General features: G+C 72.2%; 10 protein-coding genes and 1 pseudogene. 3 read left to right on the top strand and 8 right to left on the bottom strand.

Going from position 1 to position 16,109, the window contains the following annotated elements; translation table 11 throughout:
- Window positions 1–54: 54 nt before the first annotated feature.
- The 3 genes and pseudogenes from tilS to dacB form a co-directional block, all read right to left on the bottom strand.
- Window positions 55–1,203, bottom strand: a complete 1,149-nt coding sequence (tilS, locus tag ACQPZ4_RS02775; protein ID WP_433055613.1) for a tRNA lysidine(34) synthetase TilS — start codon at window positions 1,201–1,203, stop codon at window positions 55–57.
- A gap of 1,072 nt (window positions 1,204–2,275) precedes the next feature.
- Window positions 2,276–3,316: pseudogene (locus ACQPZ4_RS02770) on the bottom strand (zinc-dependent metalloprotease); the annotation flags it as partial.
- A gap of 88 nt (window positions 3,317–3,404) precedes the next feature.
- Window positions 3,405–4,796: a D-alanyl-D-alanine carboxypeptidase/D-alanyl-D-alanine endopeptidase gene (dacB, locus tag ACQPZ4_RS02765; RefSeq protein WP_433055610.1), complete on the bottom strand. Its 1,392-nt coding sequence runs from the start codon at window positions 4,794–4,796 to the stop codon at window positions 3,405–3,407.
- An 81-nt stretch (window positions 4,797–4,877) separates the two neighbouring features.
- On the opposite strand from dacB, the gene ACQPZ4_RS02760 reads away from it, so the two are divergent.
- A complete protein-coding gene (locus tag ACQPZ4_RS02760; RefSeq protein ID WP_433055607.1) occupies window positions 4,878–5,414 on the top strand; it encodes an inorganic diphosphatase in 537 nt (178 codons plus the stop codon).
- A 100-nt stretch (window positions 5,415–5,514) separates the two neighbouring features.
- Here the strand turns inward: ACQPZ4_RS02760 and eccD are convergent, their stop codons facing one another.
- A complete protein-coding gene (gene eccD, locus ACQPZ4_RS02755) occupies window positions 5,515–6,825 on the bottom strand; it encodes a type VII secretion integral membrane protein EccD (RefSeq protein ID WP_433055604.1) in 1,311 nt (436 codons plus the stop codon).
- A gap of 122 nt (window positions 6,826–6,947) precedes the next feature.
- Here eccD and eccCa point away from each other — a divergent pair, with 122 nt between their 5' ends.
- The gene (eccCa, locus tag ACQPZ4_RS02750) at window positions 6,948–10,922 is read left to right on the top strand and encodes a type VII secretion protein EccCa (RefSeq protein ID WP_433055601.1); all 3,975 of its coding nucleotides are present in this window, start codon (window positions 6,948–6,950) and stop codon (window positions 10,920–10,922) included.
- Window positions 10,923–11,642: 720 nt separating this feature from the next.
- Complete coding sequence (mycP, locus tag ACQPZ4_RS02745; protein ID WP_433055598.1) at window positions 11,643–12,980, top strand: type VII secretion-associated serine protease mycosin; 1,338 nt, start codon at window positions 11,643–11,645, stop codon at window positions 12,978–12,980.
- On the opposite strand, the gene ACQPZ4_RS02740 is transcribed toward mycP, so the two are convergent.
- From ACQPZ4_RS02740 to nth, 4 genes are read right to left on the bottom strand one after another with little or no spacing between them, the layout of a single operon-like run.
- Window positions 12,961–14,109, bottom strand: coding sequence for a MarP family serine protease (locus ACQPZ4_RS02740; protein WP_433066179.1), 1,149 nt, complete (start codon window positions 14,107–14,109; stop codon window positions 12,961–12,963). The genes mycP and ACQPZ4_RS02740 overlap by 20 nt on opposite strands.
- 49 nt (window positions 14,110–14,158) lie before the next feature.
- The gene (locus ACQPZ4_RS02735) at window positions 14,159–14,809 is read right to left on the bottom strand and encodes an NUDIX hydrolase (RefSeq protein ID WP_433055595.1); all 651 of its coding nucleotides are present in this window, start codon (window positions 14,807–14,809) and stop codon (window positions 14,159–14,161) included.
- Window positions 14,806–15,369, bottom strand: a complete 564-nt coding sequence (locus ACQPZ4_RS02730) for a TlpA family protein disulfide reductase (protein WP_433055592.1) — start codon at window positions 15,367–15,369, stop codon at window positions 14,806–14,808. Before ACQPZ4_RS02730 ends, ACQPZ4_RS02735 begins: the two co-directional genes overlap by 4 nt.
- Window positions 15,370–15,401: 32 nt before the next feature.
- A complete protein-coding gene (nth, locus tag ACQPZ4_RS02725) occupies window positions 15,402–16,079 on the bottom strand; it encodes an endonuclease III (protein WP_433066176.1) in 678 nt (225 codons plus the stop codon).
- Window positions 16,080–16,109 lie beyond the last annotated feature (30 nt).

The raw sequence follows: 16,109 nt of genomic DNA, 5'->3' as shown, positions 1-16,109 counted from the left end.
AAGTGCGCCGGATTTGGTACCCCATGAGCCTCCGCCTCCATGCGCCCGGTCCACTCAGCCGCGCAGCTGCCCGCCCGTCCTCGACACCGAAAGCCCGCCGGGCAGCGCGACCGCCCCTTGACCATGCCAGCGCACGATGAGTTGTTCCAGAGCGTCCACGTGCCGGTACGACAAATCCGTCCCCGGCACCCCCAGCCGCAGCGCCCAAGCGTGCAACACGCGCGTGCGAATCGGTCCGGGCATGCGCTCCAGCTCGGCGACGGCAAGCCCACCACCCTCAGTGACGGCCTTCTCGAGCGCGTCGCCGGCCAGCCCGTCGAGAAACGCGGAGTCGGCCCCGATCAACCGAGCGGTACGCGCAAGGTTGTCCACGACCCCCTCCCCGAGCGCGGCCACCAGCGGCCGAACGCGCGACCGCGCATAGGCGACGTCGACGTTGTGCGGATCGTCCCAAACGGACAGCCCCTCGGCCGCACAAGCCGCCCGCGTCTCCGCGCGACTGACATCGAGCAATGGCCGAACGAACAACACCCCGTTGCGCACCCGCCGCTCCGGCATGCCGGCCAACCCGCGCGGCCCCGACCCCCGCGCAAGCGCCAGCAGGACGGTCTCAGCCTGATCGTCCCGCGTATGCCCGAGCAGCACCATGACCGCCCCGTGCTCAACGGCCGCCGCTTCGAGCGCGGCGTACCGGGCCTCCCGAGCGGCCGCCTCGGGCCCGCCGGTGTTACCAACCCGCACCGTCCGCACCTGTACAGGCGAAAACCCCTTCTCGACCGCCCAGTCCGCCAACTCCGCCGCCCGATCCCCGGACCCGTGCTGCAGCCGGTGGTCAACGGTCACGAGCCCGCAGCGAACCCCGATCCGCCGCGAAACGAACAACGCCGCCACGGCCAACGCGAGCGAGTCGGCCCCACCCGAACAGGCCACCAACACCGTGTCCCCCGCCACCACCCGCCGCGGCGCCGCACTCAAAACCCGCTCACCACCGCGCGAGCCTTTGCCGGATCGCTTGTCCCCCAGCACGGCATCGCGCGCCGCTGCGGCGAGGCGGGCGACCGTGGCCTCACCCTCGCCGGGTCCGACCGCACGCAGTGGACGTTCGCCTTGGGGGCGTGCCGCATCGCCGGGTACCCACCCGTCGGGCGACCAGTGCCCGGTAGCCGGGCTCCCGATCGGCGGCGTGTCCTCCTGGGCCGCCATCGCCGTGGTCGGCTTCAGGGACCGCGGGGTTGCCGCGGACGCCGCCGATCGGGAGCTCGGAGCTGCGGTGCCGGCCTCGACCGGACCGCTGGTCGTGGCGCGAGCAGGACCGCCGAGGCTGCGCCGCACGGCATTTCGTACGGCGGCAACCGCCGGCGCCAGGCTCGCCACCCGATCAGCCGCTGCCGACGGGCCTGGCTGGACCCTCGTCGTCGCCGGACTTCGCCTCGCCGATCCCACCGTCGCCGGTCGCAGCCTCACCAGCCCCACCGTCGTCGGTCGTCGCCTCGGCCGCCCCGCCGCCGGTCGTCGTGTCGGCCACGCCGTCGCCGGTCGTCGTGTCGGCCACGCCGTCGCCGGTCGTCGCCCCGCCGAGCCCGCCGGTAGCATCCTCTCTGGTCGAGGTTTCGGCGACCTTCATCGCCTCGCCCGGTTGGAACGCGCCGATCGGGCCGGAAGCCGGGTCGCCGCCGGCCGAGGCCGCCGACGAGTCCGAGTCAGCCGACAAGTCCGAGTCCGCGGCGGTCGACCAACCGGACGGCGCGGGCGGTGCGGGCGGCTCGGCATCCGGTACCGGCGGCGCGGCGGCAACGTTCGTGTCCGAGGTCTCGGCCACGTTCATCGCCTCGCCCGGCTCGAAGGCGCCGATCGGCTCGGGAGCGTCCAGCCGGGCCTCGGCCGCCGTCTCGCCGCGCTCGAACGACAGCTCCGGCTCGCCGTCCTCGTCCACCTGCGCGTGCGCCGGCGGGCCCGGCTCGATCTCCGCCGGCTCGTCATCCACATCGGGCACATCAGTCACAGAAGTCGCGGCCGACCCCGAGCTGGTCGTGGGAGGGGCGTCGGCGGGGACGAAGCCGGGCGGTACCGGAGAAGGAGCCACAACAGCAGTGGACTCCTCCGACGTCAGCCCTGCCACCTCGGTCGCCTCGGCCACGCCTGCCTCTGCGGCGGCCTCGTCGACCGGCTCCGGCACCGTCGGCACGGGGGCCGGCGGCTGCTCCACCACGGCCGCGGCGGTCGGGGCGGCGATCGAGGACGGCGGCACCTGCACCGGGCGGCTCAGGGCGCTCGCCCCGAGCACGCGCACGATCCAGGCGTCGGGGTCGCCGAGCTCGTTGAGGCGCGGGATCGTCAGCGGCGACTGCCAGATCCGGTTGAACCTTTCCATGCCCACGCGCTCGACGACGGCGTGGACGAACTTGCGGCCCTCGGCGTATTGGCGCATCTTCACGTCGACGCCGAGGAGCTTGCGCAGCACGCGGTCGAGCGGGTTGCCGGCCTCGCGGCGGCGGTTGAACTTGGAGCGGATGTCCTCGACCGTCGGCACCACCTCGGGGCCGACGCCGTCCATCACGAACTCGGCGTGCCCCTCCAGCACCGTCATCAGCGCGGTCAGGCGATCGAGCACCGCCTTCTGGCCCGGAGTCTGTACGAGATCCAGCACCGAAACGCGGCTGTCGGGGTCGCGGACCACGTCGGCCAGCGCGCTCACCCCGCGGCGGACGCGCTCGGCGAGCTGGTCCTGGTTGAGCTGGGAGGCGTCGACGAAGGCGCCGACCTCGCCCAGGAAGTAGCCGCGCATCCACGGCACGCCGGTGAACTGGACGCGGTGGGTGACCTCGTGCAGGCAGACCCAGAGGCGGAAGTCGCGCGAGTCGGCGCCCAGCTTGCGCTCGGCCTCGACGATGTTCGGCGCGACGAGCAGGAGCTGGCCGGGGTCGGCGGAGAAGACCTCGTACTGGCCGAGGACCTTGCCGGAGAGGTACGCGAGCACCGTTCCGGCCTGCACGCCGGTGAAGCGCGAGCCGATCGCGCCGACGATGGCACCCGGCGGCTTGCCGCCCGCCAGCCGCTCGGCCAGCGGCTGGATGACCTCGCGCAGGCCCGCGATGTTGGTGGCGGCCCAGTCTCGACGGTCCACCACGCGAACCGGTGGACCCTGGATCATGGCCTTCAGGCCGGTGAACTCGGTGACGTGCCCGGAGGCCTCTTCGGCCAGGCCGCGCAGGTCGGTGACGGCGTCGGCGGCCGCCTCATATGACACCGCGGGGCCGCTCTTGCCCAGCGCCGCGGCGGTTGCTGCGGCCAGATCCCAATCGACGAACTGCGCCATGGACCAACCGTACCCGCGCGGGACCACCGCCGCCGGGGGTGCGAACCCTGAGTATCCCCTGATCGACCCAGCGTCACCGGGGCACTGCTCAGCGGCACCCACAGGCGGCGAGAGCTGCGGCGACTCTGTCAAGGGCGACGACCGCCTGATCCGCGTTCGTGGTCTGGTCGGCCATGAACGCGAACGCGAGGGTCCGCCCGTCGGCGTCGACCACGACCCCGGCCAGCGAATTGACGCCGGTGAGCGTGCCGGTCTTGGCGCGCACCATGCCGGCCGCGGTTCCGCCCACGTCCGACTTGAGGTACCGGGTGCTCAGCGTCCCCGAGTAGGCCGCGACCGGCAGCCCGCTGAAGATCGAGTGCAGGTCGGCCCGGTCCGCCCGCGCGGCCATGGCGAGAATCGCGGTGAGCAGCGCCGGGGAGAGCCGGTCGTTGCGGGAGAAGCCGCTGCCGTCGACCAGGCCGTACCCGGTGGTCGGAAGGCCCAGCTCCTCCAGGACCGACTTGGTCGCCGCCGCGCCGCCCTCGAACGAGGCCGGCTGGTTCTTGGCCAGTGCCACCTGCCGCGCGAGCGCGTCGGCGAGCACGTTGTCGCTCTCCTGCAGCATGAACTCGACCATCCGCGCCATCGGTGCGGACTCGACCTTACCCAGCTCCTTGGCGCCCTGAGGGGCGTTTCCAACTGCAACCGCGTTCGTCGGTACCCCCAGTGCTCCCGCAAACGCCTGCGCCGCCTGCAGGTCTGGCTTGGCGTACCGCTGCGCGTATTTCTGGGACTTGACTCGTCCACCCTCGGTCATGATCGGCGTCATCACCGCCCCGGACCCGCCGGTCGTGGCGTCGGCGTCCCAGGCCGGCCCGATGCCGGACCCGGTGTAGATGCTGACGTCGTAGATGACCTTGGTCGGCGCCTGCCCGCCCAGCGCCTCCTTGACCTGCTTGGCCAGGTCGTCGATCCGCGCCGCGCCCGGGTAGTAGGAGGTCGGGAACACCGCGAGCGTCGGATCGCCCCCGGCCACCAGCACCACCTCGCCCGGCTGCGCCCCCGCGACCACCTTGGTCTCGATCCGGTACGCGGGCCCGCGCGCCGCCAGCGCCGCCGCCGCGGTCACCAGCTTGGTCGTCGACGCCGGGGTCATCGCCGCGTCCGGCTCGGACGAGTAGATCGTCTCGCCCGTGGACACGTCCACGACGGAAGCGGTGATGTGCGGTCCGAGCTGCGGCACGGTCAGCAGCGCCTGCAGCGCCGAAGTCACCCCGTCCTTGGTCGGCATCGGGGCCTGGCTGTCCATCGCCGCGAGCACCGGCGGCGGCGCGGACGGCGCGGTACCGGCCGTCCAGTGCGTCTTCTGCCCGCCCGCCAGCCCCAGCCCGTTGACGATCTCGGTCCCGGCAAACACCGCCGACAGGGCCAGCCCGAGCGCGACGACCACCGCGACGACACTGGCGATCAAGCCTCGTTGTGGTGTTTCCCTCGCCATCTGACCCTCCCCGTACCGCCCCGGCGTGCCGTACGGAAGACTAATGGCAGGCGCAGCGGTGCGAGGGTGAGGAGTCGTCAGATGGACTTCGACGTCACGGTCGAAATCCCCAAGGGTCAGCGCAACAAGTACGAGGTTGACCACGCGACCGGTCGGATCCGGCTGGACCGGACGCTGTTCACCTCGACGCAGTACCCGGCGGACTACGGCTACATCGAGGGCACGCTCGGCCAGGACGAGGACCCGCTCGACGCACTCGTGCTCGTGCAGTCCCCGACCTTCCCGGGTTGCCTGATCCGCTCCCGGGCGATCGGCATGTTCCGCATGACGGACGAGAAGGGCGGCGACGACAAGGTCCTGTGCGTCCCGGCCGACGACCCCCGTCTCGAGCACCTGCGGGACATCCACCACCTCGGCGAGTTCGACCGCCTGGAGATCCAGCACTTCTTCGAGGTCTACAAGGACCTCGAGCCCGGCAAGAGCGTCGAGGGCGCGACCTGGGTCGGCCGCGTCGAGGCGGAGGCGGAGATCGCCGAATCCCGCCGCCGCTACGCCGAGGCCATCGCCGACGGCACGTACCACGACCCGGGTGTGGCCCCGATCGCCCGCCCGATCTGATCACGAACCACCGCGAAGGCGCCCGGTTGCTACCCGCCCGGGCGCCTTTCGCGTTGTTCGCGGCCACCACAACGGACGTCGCGGGAGCTCTTGGCCTTCTTCAGGCGAAAAGTCCGTAGAGTCCGAGCACCGCGCACGCGAGCGGAACCATCGCCACCAAGCACAGCGCGTCGATGACGTCGCCGGCGCGGCCCAGGTAGGGCGACGCCGGACGGGTGGCCTGGCGCATGCCCAAGACCGTGACGAACAGGCATATTAACGGCACCAGCGTGGCCGCGATCCAGGCGTCGACCGGGACGAACAGCCCGATCAGCGCGAAACCGCTCACCCCCGCCGCGATCAGCGGCAGCCGTTGCCGCGCGGTCAGGAAGGTCCTGGCCCGTAAGAGCAGGGCCGCCGCCGCGACCGCCACGAGCACCGTGCCCGACGCGTCGCCGGACCGGGCCAGGACCAGGAACGCCCCGGCGGCGGCGAGCGCGAAGCCCTGTAACAGCCCGGTGAGGACCTCGTCGGTCCGGGCGACGGTGACCAGGAGCCTGATCTGCGGCCGCCCCTGTGAGGACGGCTCGGCCGCGATCGGCATCGGCAGGCCGCCGAGGCGGATGGCCAGCAGCGGCAGCCCCGCGACGCCCGCCACGAGCACCGTGAGCAGTACCGCCGCCGCGGCCGCCGGGCGAGTCGTGGTCGCCAAGAGGCCGGCCAGCGAGCCGAGCAGGCCGGCGGTCGCGCCGGCGACGAACAGGCGGACCAGGTGGGCTACGCCGATCAGCGCCACGAGCGCGGTCAGCAGCAGCGCCACGGCCCCTAGGAGCGCGTGGGCGGCCGGCGTGGCAGGTGCGGGCGCGATCAGCCAGCCCGCGGCGAACGCGAACGGCAGAGCGAATGCGGCCAGGCCGGAGCCGACGAGCGCATCGCCGTACACACGAGCGGAAACGATGCCGGAGAGCAACAGGCCGACGGCAACCGCCGCGGCTGCCAGTGGCAGATCGGCGCGGGCGATCACGACGAGTGCGACGAACAGCCCGGTGGCGGTGATCCCCAGCGTGGTCGCCCGGGTCGCGGCCGGGCTCCAGGCGACTCCCTGGCGGCGCGCGTCGGCGGCGATGGCCTCCACGACGTCGTCGTATTCGAGCTCGGGCCAGCCCGTGAGCGCCGGGACCAGGTGCAGCACCGCGCCGTCCCGCACGCCTTGACCGGCCAGGCCCGCGGCGGCGGACAGCGCGGTGCCGTCGGCCCGGCGCAGGAGCCATCCGCCGTGCCGTTCGCCCTCGTCGGCGAGCCCCTTTCCGGCGTGCTGCAGGAGCTCCGGGAGCAGTTCCGCCAGTGGTACCGCGTCAGGCACCGCGACGTCCACGCGCCTCCTGGGAGCGTTGATCGTGATGCGGGCCAGACCGGCCGTCGCGGTGGACATGGCGACAGGACTATCACGGTCCCCGGTCCCGCGTCGTCCCCGAGGCACCGCCATTTGCACAGAGTGAAGGAGCGGTTCCCGGGCCCAAAAAATGTCGTACCGTCCCCCTAGAGTTCCGCAACGTGACATCGGTCGCCATCAAAAGATCACCTCGGCGCCCCGCTCCGGACATCCCGAGCGGGGAGATCGTGGTGGACGCCCCGCCGGAGGTGCCGCGGGCGCCCGCCTCCCGCTGGCAGCAGTTGGTGCAGGTCGTGCCGATGCTGACCGGCACCGTCGCGACGGCCCTGCTCTTCGCCGGGCGGGACGGCGGCACCTACTCCTATGTCATCGGCGCCATCTTCGGCTTCTCGACCCTCGGCATGCTGCTCACCACGACCGGCGCCGGCGGGCCGAAGAAGGCGGAGATGATCGCCGCCCGCCGCGACTACCTGCGGCACCTGGCCCAGCTCCGGCACCGCGTCCGCGAGACGGCGGGCAAGCAGCGCACCGGCCTGCACTACCGACATCCGGACCCCCGCGCGCTGTGGTCCGCGGTCGACAGCTTCCGCCTCTGGGAGCGAAGGCCGAGCGACGGCGACTTCGGGGTCGTGCGGGTGGCGATCGGGCCGCAGACGCTCGCCACCCCGCTGATCCCGCCGATGACCCGGCCCCTCGAGGACCTGGAACCGATGACCGCGGCGGCCCTGCGGCGCTTCCTCGACGCGTACTCCGTGATCCCCGACCTCCCCGTGGCGATCTCACTGCGCGGCTTCGCCCGCGTCCACCTGCGCGCCGGCTCAGGGGGTGAGCACGATCCGGCGCGGGCCCTGGCGCGGGCGATCCTGGCCCAGCTCACCGTGTTCCACGCGCCCGACGATCTGCTGGTCGCGATCTGCGCCGGGCCGGAGCGGCGGGCGTGGTGGGAGTGGACGAAGTGGCTGCCGCACGTCCTGCACCCGGCCCGCAGCGACGGCCTGGGGCCGGTCCGGCTGTTCGCGGAGACGGCCAAGGAGCTCGAACAGCGCCTGGACGACCTGCTGCAGGACCGGGGCCGCTTCGACGCCGAGCGGGACGAGGGGGCGTCGGCCTCGCCGTACCTCGTGATCGTGCTCGACGGGGCCGACCTCGAGGGCAGCGCGCACCTGGGCACGGACGGCGGCATCGACGGGGTGACCCTGATCGACCTCGACCGGGAGCCGCCGCGGCTGGTCGGCCGGTCCGCGATCGTGCTCCAGCCCGTGGACGGACGGCTGACCACCATCTCCGCCGACGACGACGTCGCCGAGCCGCAGCCGCCGGTCGGGGTCGTCGACGCCCTCGACCCGGCCGAGTCCGAGGCGCTCGCCCGGCGGCTCGCCCCGCTGCGGCTGGCGATCGGGGCGGAGCTCGAGGCCGGTCTCGCCCGCGATCGGATCCCCGATCCGGACTTCGTGGCGCTGCTGGAGATCGGCGACCCGGAGACCCTCGACATCGCGCGGGCCTGGGCGCCGCGGCCGCAGCGCGACCGGCTGCGGGTCGCGATCGGGCTCGGCCTGGAGGGCCAGCCGATCGAGCTGGACCTCAAGGAGTCGGCCGAGGGCGGGTCGGGCCCGCACGGGCTGCTCGTCGGGGCCACCGGCTCCGGCAAGTCCGAACTGCTGCGCACGCTGGTGCTCGGGCTCGCCGCGACACACTCGTCGGAGACGCTCAACTTCGTCCTCATCGACTACAAGGGCGGCGCGACCTTCGCCCGGATGGACCGCCTGCCGCACGTGGCCGCGTTCATCTCCAACCTGCGCACGGAGCTGCTGCTGGTCGACCGCATGACCGACGCGATCACCGGCGAGGTGATCCGGCGCCAGGAGGTGCTGCGCCGCTCGGGCGGGTTCGACTCGGTCCGCGACTACGAGCGGGCCCGGGCCGGCGGGCTGCCGCTGCCCGCGCTGCCCAGCCTGCTCGTCGTGTGTGACGAGTTCAGCGAGCTGCTCGAGGCCAAGCCCGACTTCATCGACCTGTTCGTGCAACTCGGGCGGGTCGGCCGCTCGCTCGGCATCCACCTGCTGCTCGCCTCGCAGCGCCTGGAGGAGGGGCGGCTGCGGGGGTTGGACACGCACCTGGCGTACCGGATCGCCTTGCGCACGTTCACTTCTCTTGAGTCGCGCACGGTGCTGGGGGTGTCGGACGCGTATGACCTGCCGAAGACCCCGAGCGGATACGGCATCATCCGGGCGGGCACCGAGCCGCTGACCTGGTTCAAGGGCGCCTACGTCGGCGGGGTGTGGCGGCGGCCGGCCCGGTCGGCGGCGATGGGCGCTGACGGGCGGCCCATGGTGATGTCGTACGGAACGCAGTACGTGCCCCCACCGCCCGCCCCGAAGCCCGAGGCGGAGCCGGTCGAGACACCCGAGGGCGAGAGCCTGCTCGACATCGTGGTCGACCGGCTGGCCGGACGGGGCGTGCCCGCGCACCAGGTGTGGCTGCCCCCGCTGGCCGCCGCCGCGCCGCTGGACGAGCTGCTCGACCCGCCGGCCGTCGACCCCGACCGCGGCCTGTGCGCCCCCGACCCGCAGCTGCACGGCGCCCTGCACGTCCCCGTCGCGCTCGTCGACAACCCGCTCGAGCAGCGGCGCGACACGCTGTGGTTCCGGCTGGACGGGGCGCAGGGGCACATCGCGGTCGTCGGCGGCCCGAGGAGCGGCAAGTCGGTGGCGCTGCGCACGCTGGTCATGGCGCTGGCGCTCACGCACACGCCGACCGAGATCCAGGTGTACTGCCTGGACTTCGGCGGCGGCCGGCTCGCCGGACTGCGCGACCTGCCGCACGTCGGCGGGGTCGCCGGCCGCCTCGACACCGATCTTGTCCGCCGCACGATCGGCGAGGTGGCCACCGTGCTCGCCGCGCGCGAGCGGCAGTTCGCCGCGGCCGGGATCGACGGCATGCCGGCGTACCGGCGGCGGCGCGCGACCGGCGGCGCCGACACTCCCGACGACGGCTGGGGCGACGTCTTCCTGGTCATCGACGGCTGGCCGAGCGTGCGCACGGACTACGAGGACCTCGAGCCCGTGGTGCTGGACCTCGCGGCGCGCGGACTGTCGTACGGCGTCCACGTGATCGTCTCGGCCTCGCGCTGGATGGACTTCCGCCCCAACTTCCGCGACCTGTTCGGCGCACGGGTCGAGCTGCGCCTCGGCGACCCGTCCGACTCGCTCGGCCCGCGCAAGGCGGCGATGACCGTGCCGGCCGAGTCGCCCGGGCGCGGCATCACCGCGGAGGGCCTGCACATGCTCGTGGCCCTGCCCCAGCTGACCGACGGCGAGCCAGCCGACCTGGTGGCGGCGATCGCCACCGCCTGGCCCGGCGCCCCGGCGCGGCGCGTGCGGATGCTGCCGGCCTCGGTGCCGTACGCCGAGATCGCCGCCGACACCGACCCCGCCAACCCGTTCGCGCTCCCGATCGGCATCGCCGAGTCCAACCTGCAGCCGGTCCGCCTCGACTTCGCGGGCGAGCCGCACCTCATGGCCCTCGGCGACGCCGAATGCGGCAAGTCGACGCTGCTGCGCGGCCTGGCCACGGCCATCAGCACCCGGTTCACCCCGCAGGAGGCCCGCCTGGTGCTGATCGACCACCGCCGGAGCCTGCTGGGCGCGGTGCGGTCCGAGCACCTCATCGGCTATGGCACCGGCACCCAGCAGACGGTCGACCTGATCGCCTCGGTGGCCGACTACATGCAGCGCCGCCTGCCGGGCCCGGACGTGCCCGAGGAGCAGCTGCGCAACCGGACCTGGTGGTCGGGCCCGCACTGCTTCGTCCTGGTCGACGACTACGACCTGGTCCCGACGTCCGAGGGGAATCCGCTGACGCCGCTGCTGCCGTACCTCGCCCAGGCCCGCGACATCGGCCTGCACCTGATCGTCGCCCGCCACAGCGGCGGCGTTGGACGGGCGCTGTACGAGCCGATCCTGCAACGCCTGCGCGAACTGGCCTCACCCGTGCTCGTCATGTCGGGCGACCGGGAGGAGAACCTGGGGCTGGGGAACGTGCGGTTCGGCTCGCTGCCACCGGGGCGGGCCCGCCTGGTGACCCGGAAGGGAGGCGGTGTCCTGATGCAGGTCGCCGACTGCCCCGCCCCGCCATGACGCCGGACCGCCCCGAACTGCGCCCCGTCCGCGGGCGACGGCAGGGGGCGCGAACGACGGCGGACGACGGATGGGCAGCTGACCGCAGTGGCGAGCGGCAACCGACAACGGCTGGTGCACGGACAACGGCTGGTGCACGGACAACGGCAGGCGACGTGCCGCGGACAACGGGGGGCCAACGCCGACGACCGACGGGCGAGCGACGGGTGTTGCCGGCGCGGCCGAAGACCGGCACGAGTCCAATTGGGGCGATCGCGCTGCCAGTGGCGGCTCCGATGGCACGCGGGCATGCCGGGAGGGCGCTTGTGCGCCTGTGCCGGGCGGCGAACCGTGGCGGGCGCGGTTCGGCGAGTGGTGTCCACAATGCAGCAAGCCTTGGCGGGCGCGAACCGGCGGGTGACGTACGTAGCCCGGCGATCCATGGTGGGCGCGGACCGGCGGGTGACGTACGTAGCCCGGCGATCCATGGTGGGCGCGGAAAGACGGGCAATGGCCACAACGCGGCGATCCAGGTAGGCGCGGTGTCCACGACGCGGTGAGCCTAGGGAGGCGCGGCGTGGCGGTGGTCAGAGGCGGCGGCCAAGGGGAGCGCGGTATGCGGTATCGGCACGGAGTGGGCACGGTTTGTCACTGAGAGTCGGAACAAGCAATTCGCGGACGTCGAAGGTCACTGTGCGTGAGACGGAGGACAAGAACACCTTTCGGCGAGGGTGTGGCTAGATGCCTGACAGATTTGGAGGCACGGTCCAGAATTGGGCCATCGCGCTCACCTCCGTCACCCGCGCCGCCGGCCGTGTCCTTGCTTTGGGACTGTCGGCGGCGCTCGCCTGTTCGGTCGGAGTTTTCGGGGTCGCGCCCGCCGCGCAGGCGGATGAGGCGCGCAGTGAGCAGTGGCAACTCAGTGCGCTCGACGCTCGCGACGCCTGGAAGGTGTCGACCGGGCGGGGGGTCGTCGTCGCGGTGATCGACAGCGGGGTGGACGCCACGCACCCCGATCTTGTCGGGCAGGTGCTGCCCGGGATCGACTTTGTGGACCCCGATGCCGGGGATCAGGGGATGGTTGATCCGGTTGGGCACGGTACGACCGTGGCGGCACTTATTGCCGGCAGCAATCGGGACAATTCCGGTGCCGAGGGCATCGCGCCCGGAGCGAAGATTCTGCCGATCCGGGTGCTGGACAAGGCGAACAAGTACGACGATCCGGGGGTCGTGGCCAAGGCCATGCGGTGGGCCGTCGACCATCACGCGTCGGTGATCAATCTGTCGCTCGGTGGGGCGTTGCGCAGTGAGGCGATTGCGGAGGCTTTGCAGTACGCCGCGGCGCATGACGTCGTGGTGGTCGCGTGCACCGGGAACATCGCCACCGATCCGACGATTCATCAGGTCTGGTACCCGGCGCGGGAGCCGGGAGTCGTTGCCGTCGCCGGGCTCGGGGCGGTGAGTCCGCGAGGGACCGAGACGCTCTGGTCCGGGTCGCTCACCGGGCCGGAGACGGTGCTGACGGCGCCCGCGGTGAATTTGACAGGAGCAAAGCCCGGCGGCGGGTACTGGGTGGTCCAAGGCACCAGCTTCGCCACCCCCCTGGTCGCCGGGGCGGCCTCCCTCGTGCGGGCGCGCTATCCGAAGATGAGCGCGGCGAACGTCATCAACCGGCTGATCGGCACCGCGAAGGACCTGGGGCCGATGGGCCGGGACGACCGCTTCGGGTACGGCGAGGTCGACCCCGTCGCCGCCCTCCACGACACCATCGGCGAGGTCGACAGCAACCCGCTCGCCGAGGTCGGACCGCCGCCGGTGTCGGCCGTGGGCGACGCCGACGAGATGCACGCGGACGCGGCGCCGGCCGAGGGCGCCGAGTCGCAGCGCCCGGGCGGGGCGGCCCCGATGCCGGACGGGTCGGACCAGCCCCAGGAGCAGCGCCTCGCCAGCGAGGCCCGCACCCAACTCAGCGCCCTCGCCGGCCTGACCGCGATGCTGCTGATCTCCGTCCTCGGCGCCGGCGGCGTCCTCTTCCACCACACGCGCCGCGACAGAAAAGCTAGGCGCACTTCCCAGTAGGCGTCGGATCCGTGTGCGCCTTGCCGGCCTCCGCGACCACCGACGCCTCATCAGCAGTAACCGCGAACCCGGTCTGCGGATCGTCAGCCGCCGCCGCGAAGATCACGCCCAGCACCTCGCCCTCCGGAGAGAGCAGCGGCCCGCCCGAGTTGCCGGACCGTACCAGCGCCCGGATCGTGTAGATCTCCCGCGTGACCTTGCCGTCCTCGTAGATGTCCGGCCCCGTGATGTTGCGGTGGTCGCGAATGCGGGCGGACTGCGCGTCGTACGGTCCGTCGAGCGGGTACCCCAGCACGATCGCGTCCGCGTTGGAGTCGGCCTTCTTCGTGGCGAAGGGCATGACCGGGGCGGTGAGGTTCTTGACGTACAGGACGGCGATGTCGCGTTCGGGATCGTAGGCGACGACCGTGGCCGGAAGCGGGCGCGAGGAGCCGTCGACCAGGACGCTGACGGTCTTGGTGCCGGCGACGACGTGCGCGTTGGTCATGACGCGGTTCTGGGAGTACACGAAGCCGGAACCCTCGATGCGCCGCGAGCAGCTCGGGGCCTGGCCCAGCACCTTGACCACGGACTTCTTGGAGTTCTTGACCAGCTCCGAGCCGGCGAGCTTCGGGTCCGGCGGCGAGACCTCCTTGACCCGGGTCGGCGAGAGGCCGTCGAAGACGTCGGGGAAGCCGCGGGTGTCGACGGTGTCGCGCAGGGCTTGGGACAGGGCGTCGGCCTGGGCAGGCATGGCCTTGTCGACCACGTTCAGGATGATCGAGTTGCTGACCGCGCGGGCCAGCCAGGGCAGCGACGAGGCGCTCAGCGGCGCGGCGACGAGCCAGACCACCAGCAGTACCGCGACGACGGAAACCACCGCGCCGCCCGCGTTGTCGACGGCCTGGGCGTTGCGGCTCACGATCGCGTTGCGCAGCCGGTTGCCGACGAAGCTCGCGAGGGCCTGCCCGGCGACGGCGAGGCCGAAGACGAACGAGAGCGAGATGACCACGCGCGCCTGGTCGGACTGGAAGAAGCGCTCGGCCAGCAGCGGGCCGAGCTGGAGGCCGAGCAGCGCACCGCCGAAGAAGCCGACGAATGACAGCAGACCAACAAGGAACCCCTGGCGATATCCGTTCACCGCGAACATCACCATGAGGAGCAAAAGGACTAGATCGATCACGCTGCCAGACACGCATTCAACGTACAGGTGCGGCACCAGATGTCGGCAGTTCCTCAACTCGGCCGGTCGGCCACTCCACCGCCCATCCGCCGAGTTCCAGCAGCGTAGAGAGCACGCCCGCGGTGAAACCCCACACCAACATGTCGTGAATCCGAAACGCCGGGCCGATCCAGCCGCTGGGGTGGCGCAGGCGCAGGCGGTTCGCGGGGTCGACCAGTTCGCGGATCGGCAGCCGCTCGACGCGCGCCACCTCGTTCGGATCGGCCGGGCCGACCGGGTGCGGCGCGCGCCACCAGGCGATGACCGGCGTGACGAGGAAGTTACTCACCGGGATCCACAGCGTCGGCAGCGTGGCGACGACCTCGACGGTGCTCGCGTCGAGGCCGACCTCCTCCTCGGCCTCGCGCAGCGCGCACGCGACGGTGTCGGCGTCGCCCGGATCGACCGCGCCGCCGGGGAACGCGGGCTGGCCGGCGTGGTTGCGCATGGTCGCGGCCCGCTGCAGCAGCAGGATGTCGGGGCCGGTGACCGGGTCCTCGCCGAACAGGACGAGCACGGCGCTCTGCCGCCGCCCCTCGCCCTCCGGCGTCGGCAGCCGCGTGAAGTCGGCCGCCTCGCTCGAGCGCAGGTTCGTGAGCAGCGGCTCGAACCAGTCGGGCAGGGTCACACCGACACCCCCAGATACTGCTGCGTCAACTCCTGCACCTTGTCCGTGGTGAGCGGTTTGCCCTGGTACGCGTACGCGATGCGGCCCTCCGCCGTCACGAACAGCGTCGCCGGCAGCGCGACCAGCGACCGCGACACCAGCGAGCTCGCCGCGATCGCGAACTGCTGCCCCTGGTCCTCCAGCATCGGGAACGTCAGCTTCTTGTCATCGATGACCGACTGTGCCTGGTCGTGGCGATCCTTGGTCACGACGCCGACCACGCGCACCTTCCCACCGGCCGCGAGCTGCTGCAACACCGGCAGTTCCACCCGGCACGGCTCGCACCACGAGGCCCACAGATTCACCACGGTCGGCACCCCGCCGAGGTCGGCGACGTCGGTGAACCGGCCACCGGAAAAGCACGGAAGCGCCATTGCCGGAAGAGCAGGGGCCGCCGTCGTACCGCCTGTGCCCGCCGAAGCAGCCGCCTGTTTCTCGATGCACCGAGGCCCGGCCGTCGCCGCCGCATCGGGCGCGGACGGTTTGACTTCAGCGGTGCAGGACGCGAGCAGAACGGCCACCGAGAACAGCGCGGCCAGGGACAGGAGACGCTTCACAGCACCAGCTCCGCGAGTTCGTTGGCGCGCGGGCCCTTCAGCAGTTTGACAGCGCTTTCGACGTCGGTCGGCCCAAGACCGTACGACGGGCAATCCTTTCGCAGCGTGCACGCCCCGCACGCCGGCTTCCGCGCGTGGCAGACGCGCCGCCCGTGAAAGATGATGCGGTGCGAGAGCATCGTCCACTCGCGCGGCGGAAACAGCACGGCGACGGCGAACTCGATCTTCACCGGATCGGTCTCCTCGGTCCACTGCCACCGGTGCACGAGCCGCTGAAAGTGCGTGTCGACCGTGATCCCCGGCACGTCGAACGCGTTGCCCAGGATCACGTTGGCCGTCTTGCGCCCGATCCCGGGCAGCGCGACCAGTTCGTTGAGCGTCCCGGGCACCTCGCCGTCGTGCCGCTCCATCAGCGCCTGCCCGAGCCCGATGAGCGACTCGGTCTTGTTGCGGAAGAAACCGGTCGGCTTGATGAGCTCCTGCATCTCGATCGGGTCGGCCCCGGCATAGGCGGCCGCATCCGGGTACCGCGCGAACAGCTTCGGCGTCACCTGGTTCACGCGCTCGTCCGTGCACTGCGCCGACAGGATCGTCGCCACGGCGAGCTCGAGCGGGCTGGTGAAATCGAGCTCGCAGTGCGCGTCGGGGTGAATCGTCGCGAGCGCCCGGCCCATCCGCCGCGCCCGCCGCTTCAACGCCAACGC

It is taken from the genome of Dactylosporangium sp. CS-033363, from assembly GCF_050942475.1.
Lineage (GTDB): Bacteria > Actinomycetota > Actinomycetes > Mycobacteriales > Micromonosporaceae > Dactylosporangium.
This window is presented reverse-complemented; position numbering and strand designations above follow the sequence as displayed.

Excerpts from the sequence above, each read along its gene's own strand:
- tilS (WP_433055613.1), bottom strand. The coding sequence starts at position 1,203 with ATGGCGGCCCAGGAGGACACGCCGCCGATCGGGAGCCCGGCTACCGGG.
- dacB (WP_433055610.1), bottom strand. The coding sequence starts at position 4,796 with ATGGCGAGGGAAACACCACAACGAGGCTTGATCGCCAGTGTCGTCGCG.
- ACQPZ4_RS02760 (WP_433055607.1), top strand. The coding sequence starts at position 4,878 with ATGGACTTCGACGTCACGGTCGAAATCCCCAAGGGTCAGCGCAACAAG.
- eccD (WP_433055604.1), bottom strand. The coding sequence starts at position 6,825 with ATGTCCACCGCGACGGCCGGTCTGGCCCGCATCACGATCAACGCTCCC.
- mycP (WP_433055598.1), top strand. The coding sequence starts at position 11,643 with ATGCCTGACAGATTTGGAGGCACGGTCCAGAATTGGGCCATCGCGCTC.
- ACQPZ4_RS02740 (WP_433066179.1), bottom strand. The coding sequence starts at position 14,109 with ATGTTCGCGGTGAACGGATATCGCCAGGGGTTCCTTGTTGGTCTGCTG.
- nth (WP_433066176.1), bottom strand. The coding sequence starts at position 16,079 with ATGGGCCGGGCGCTCGCGACGATTCACCCCGACGCGCACTGCGAGCTC.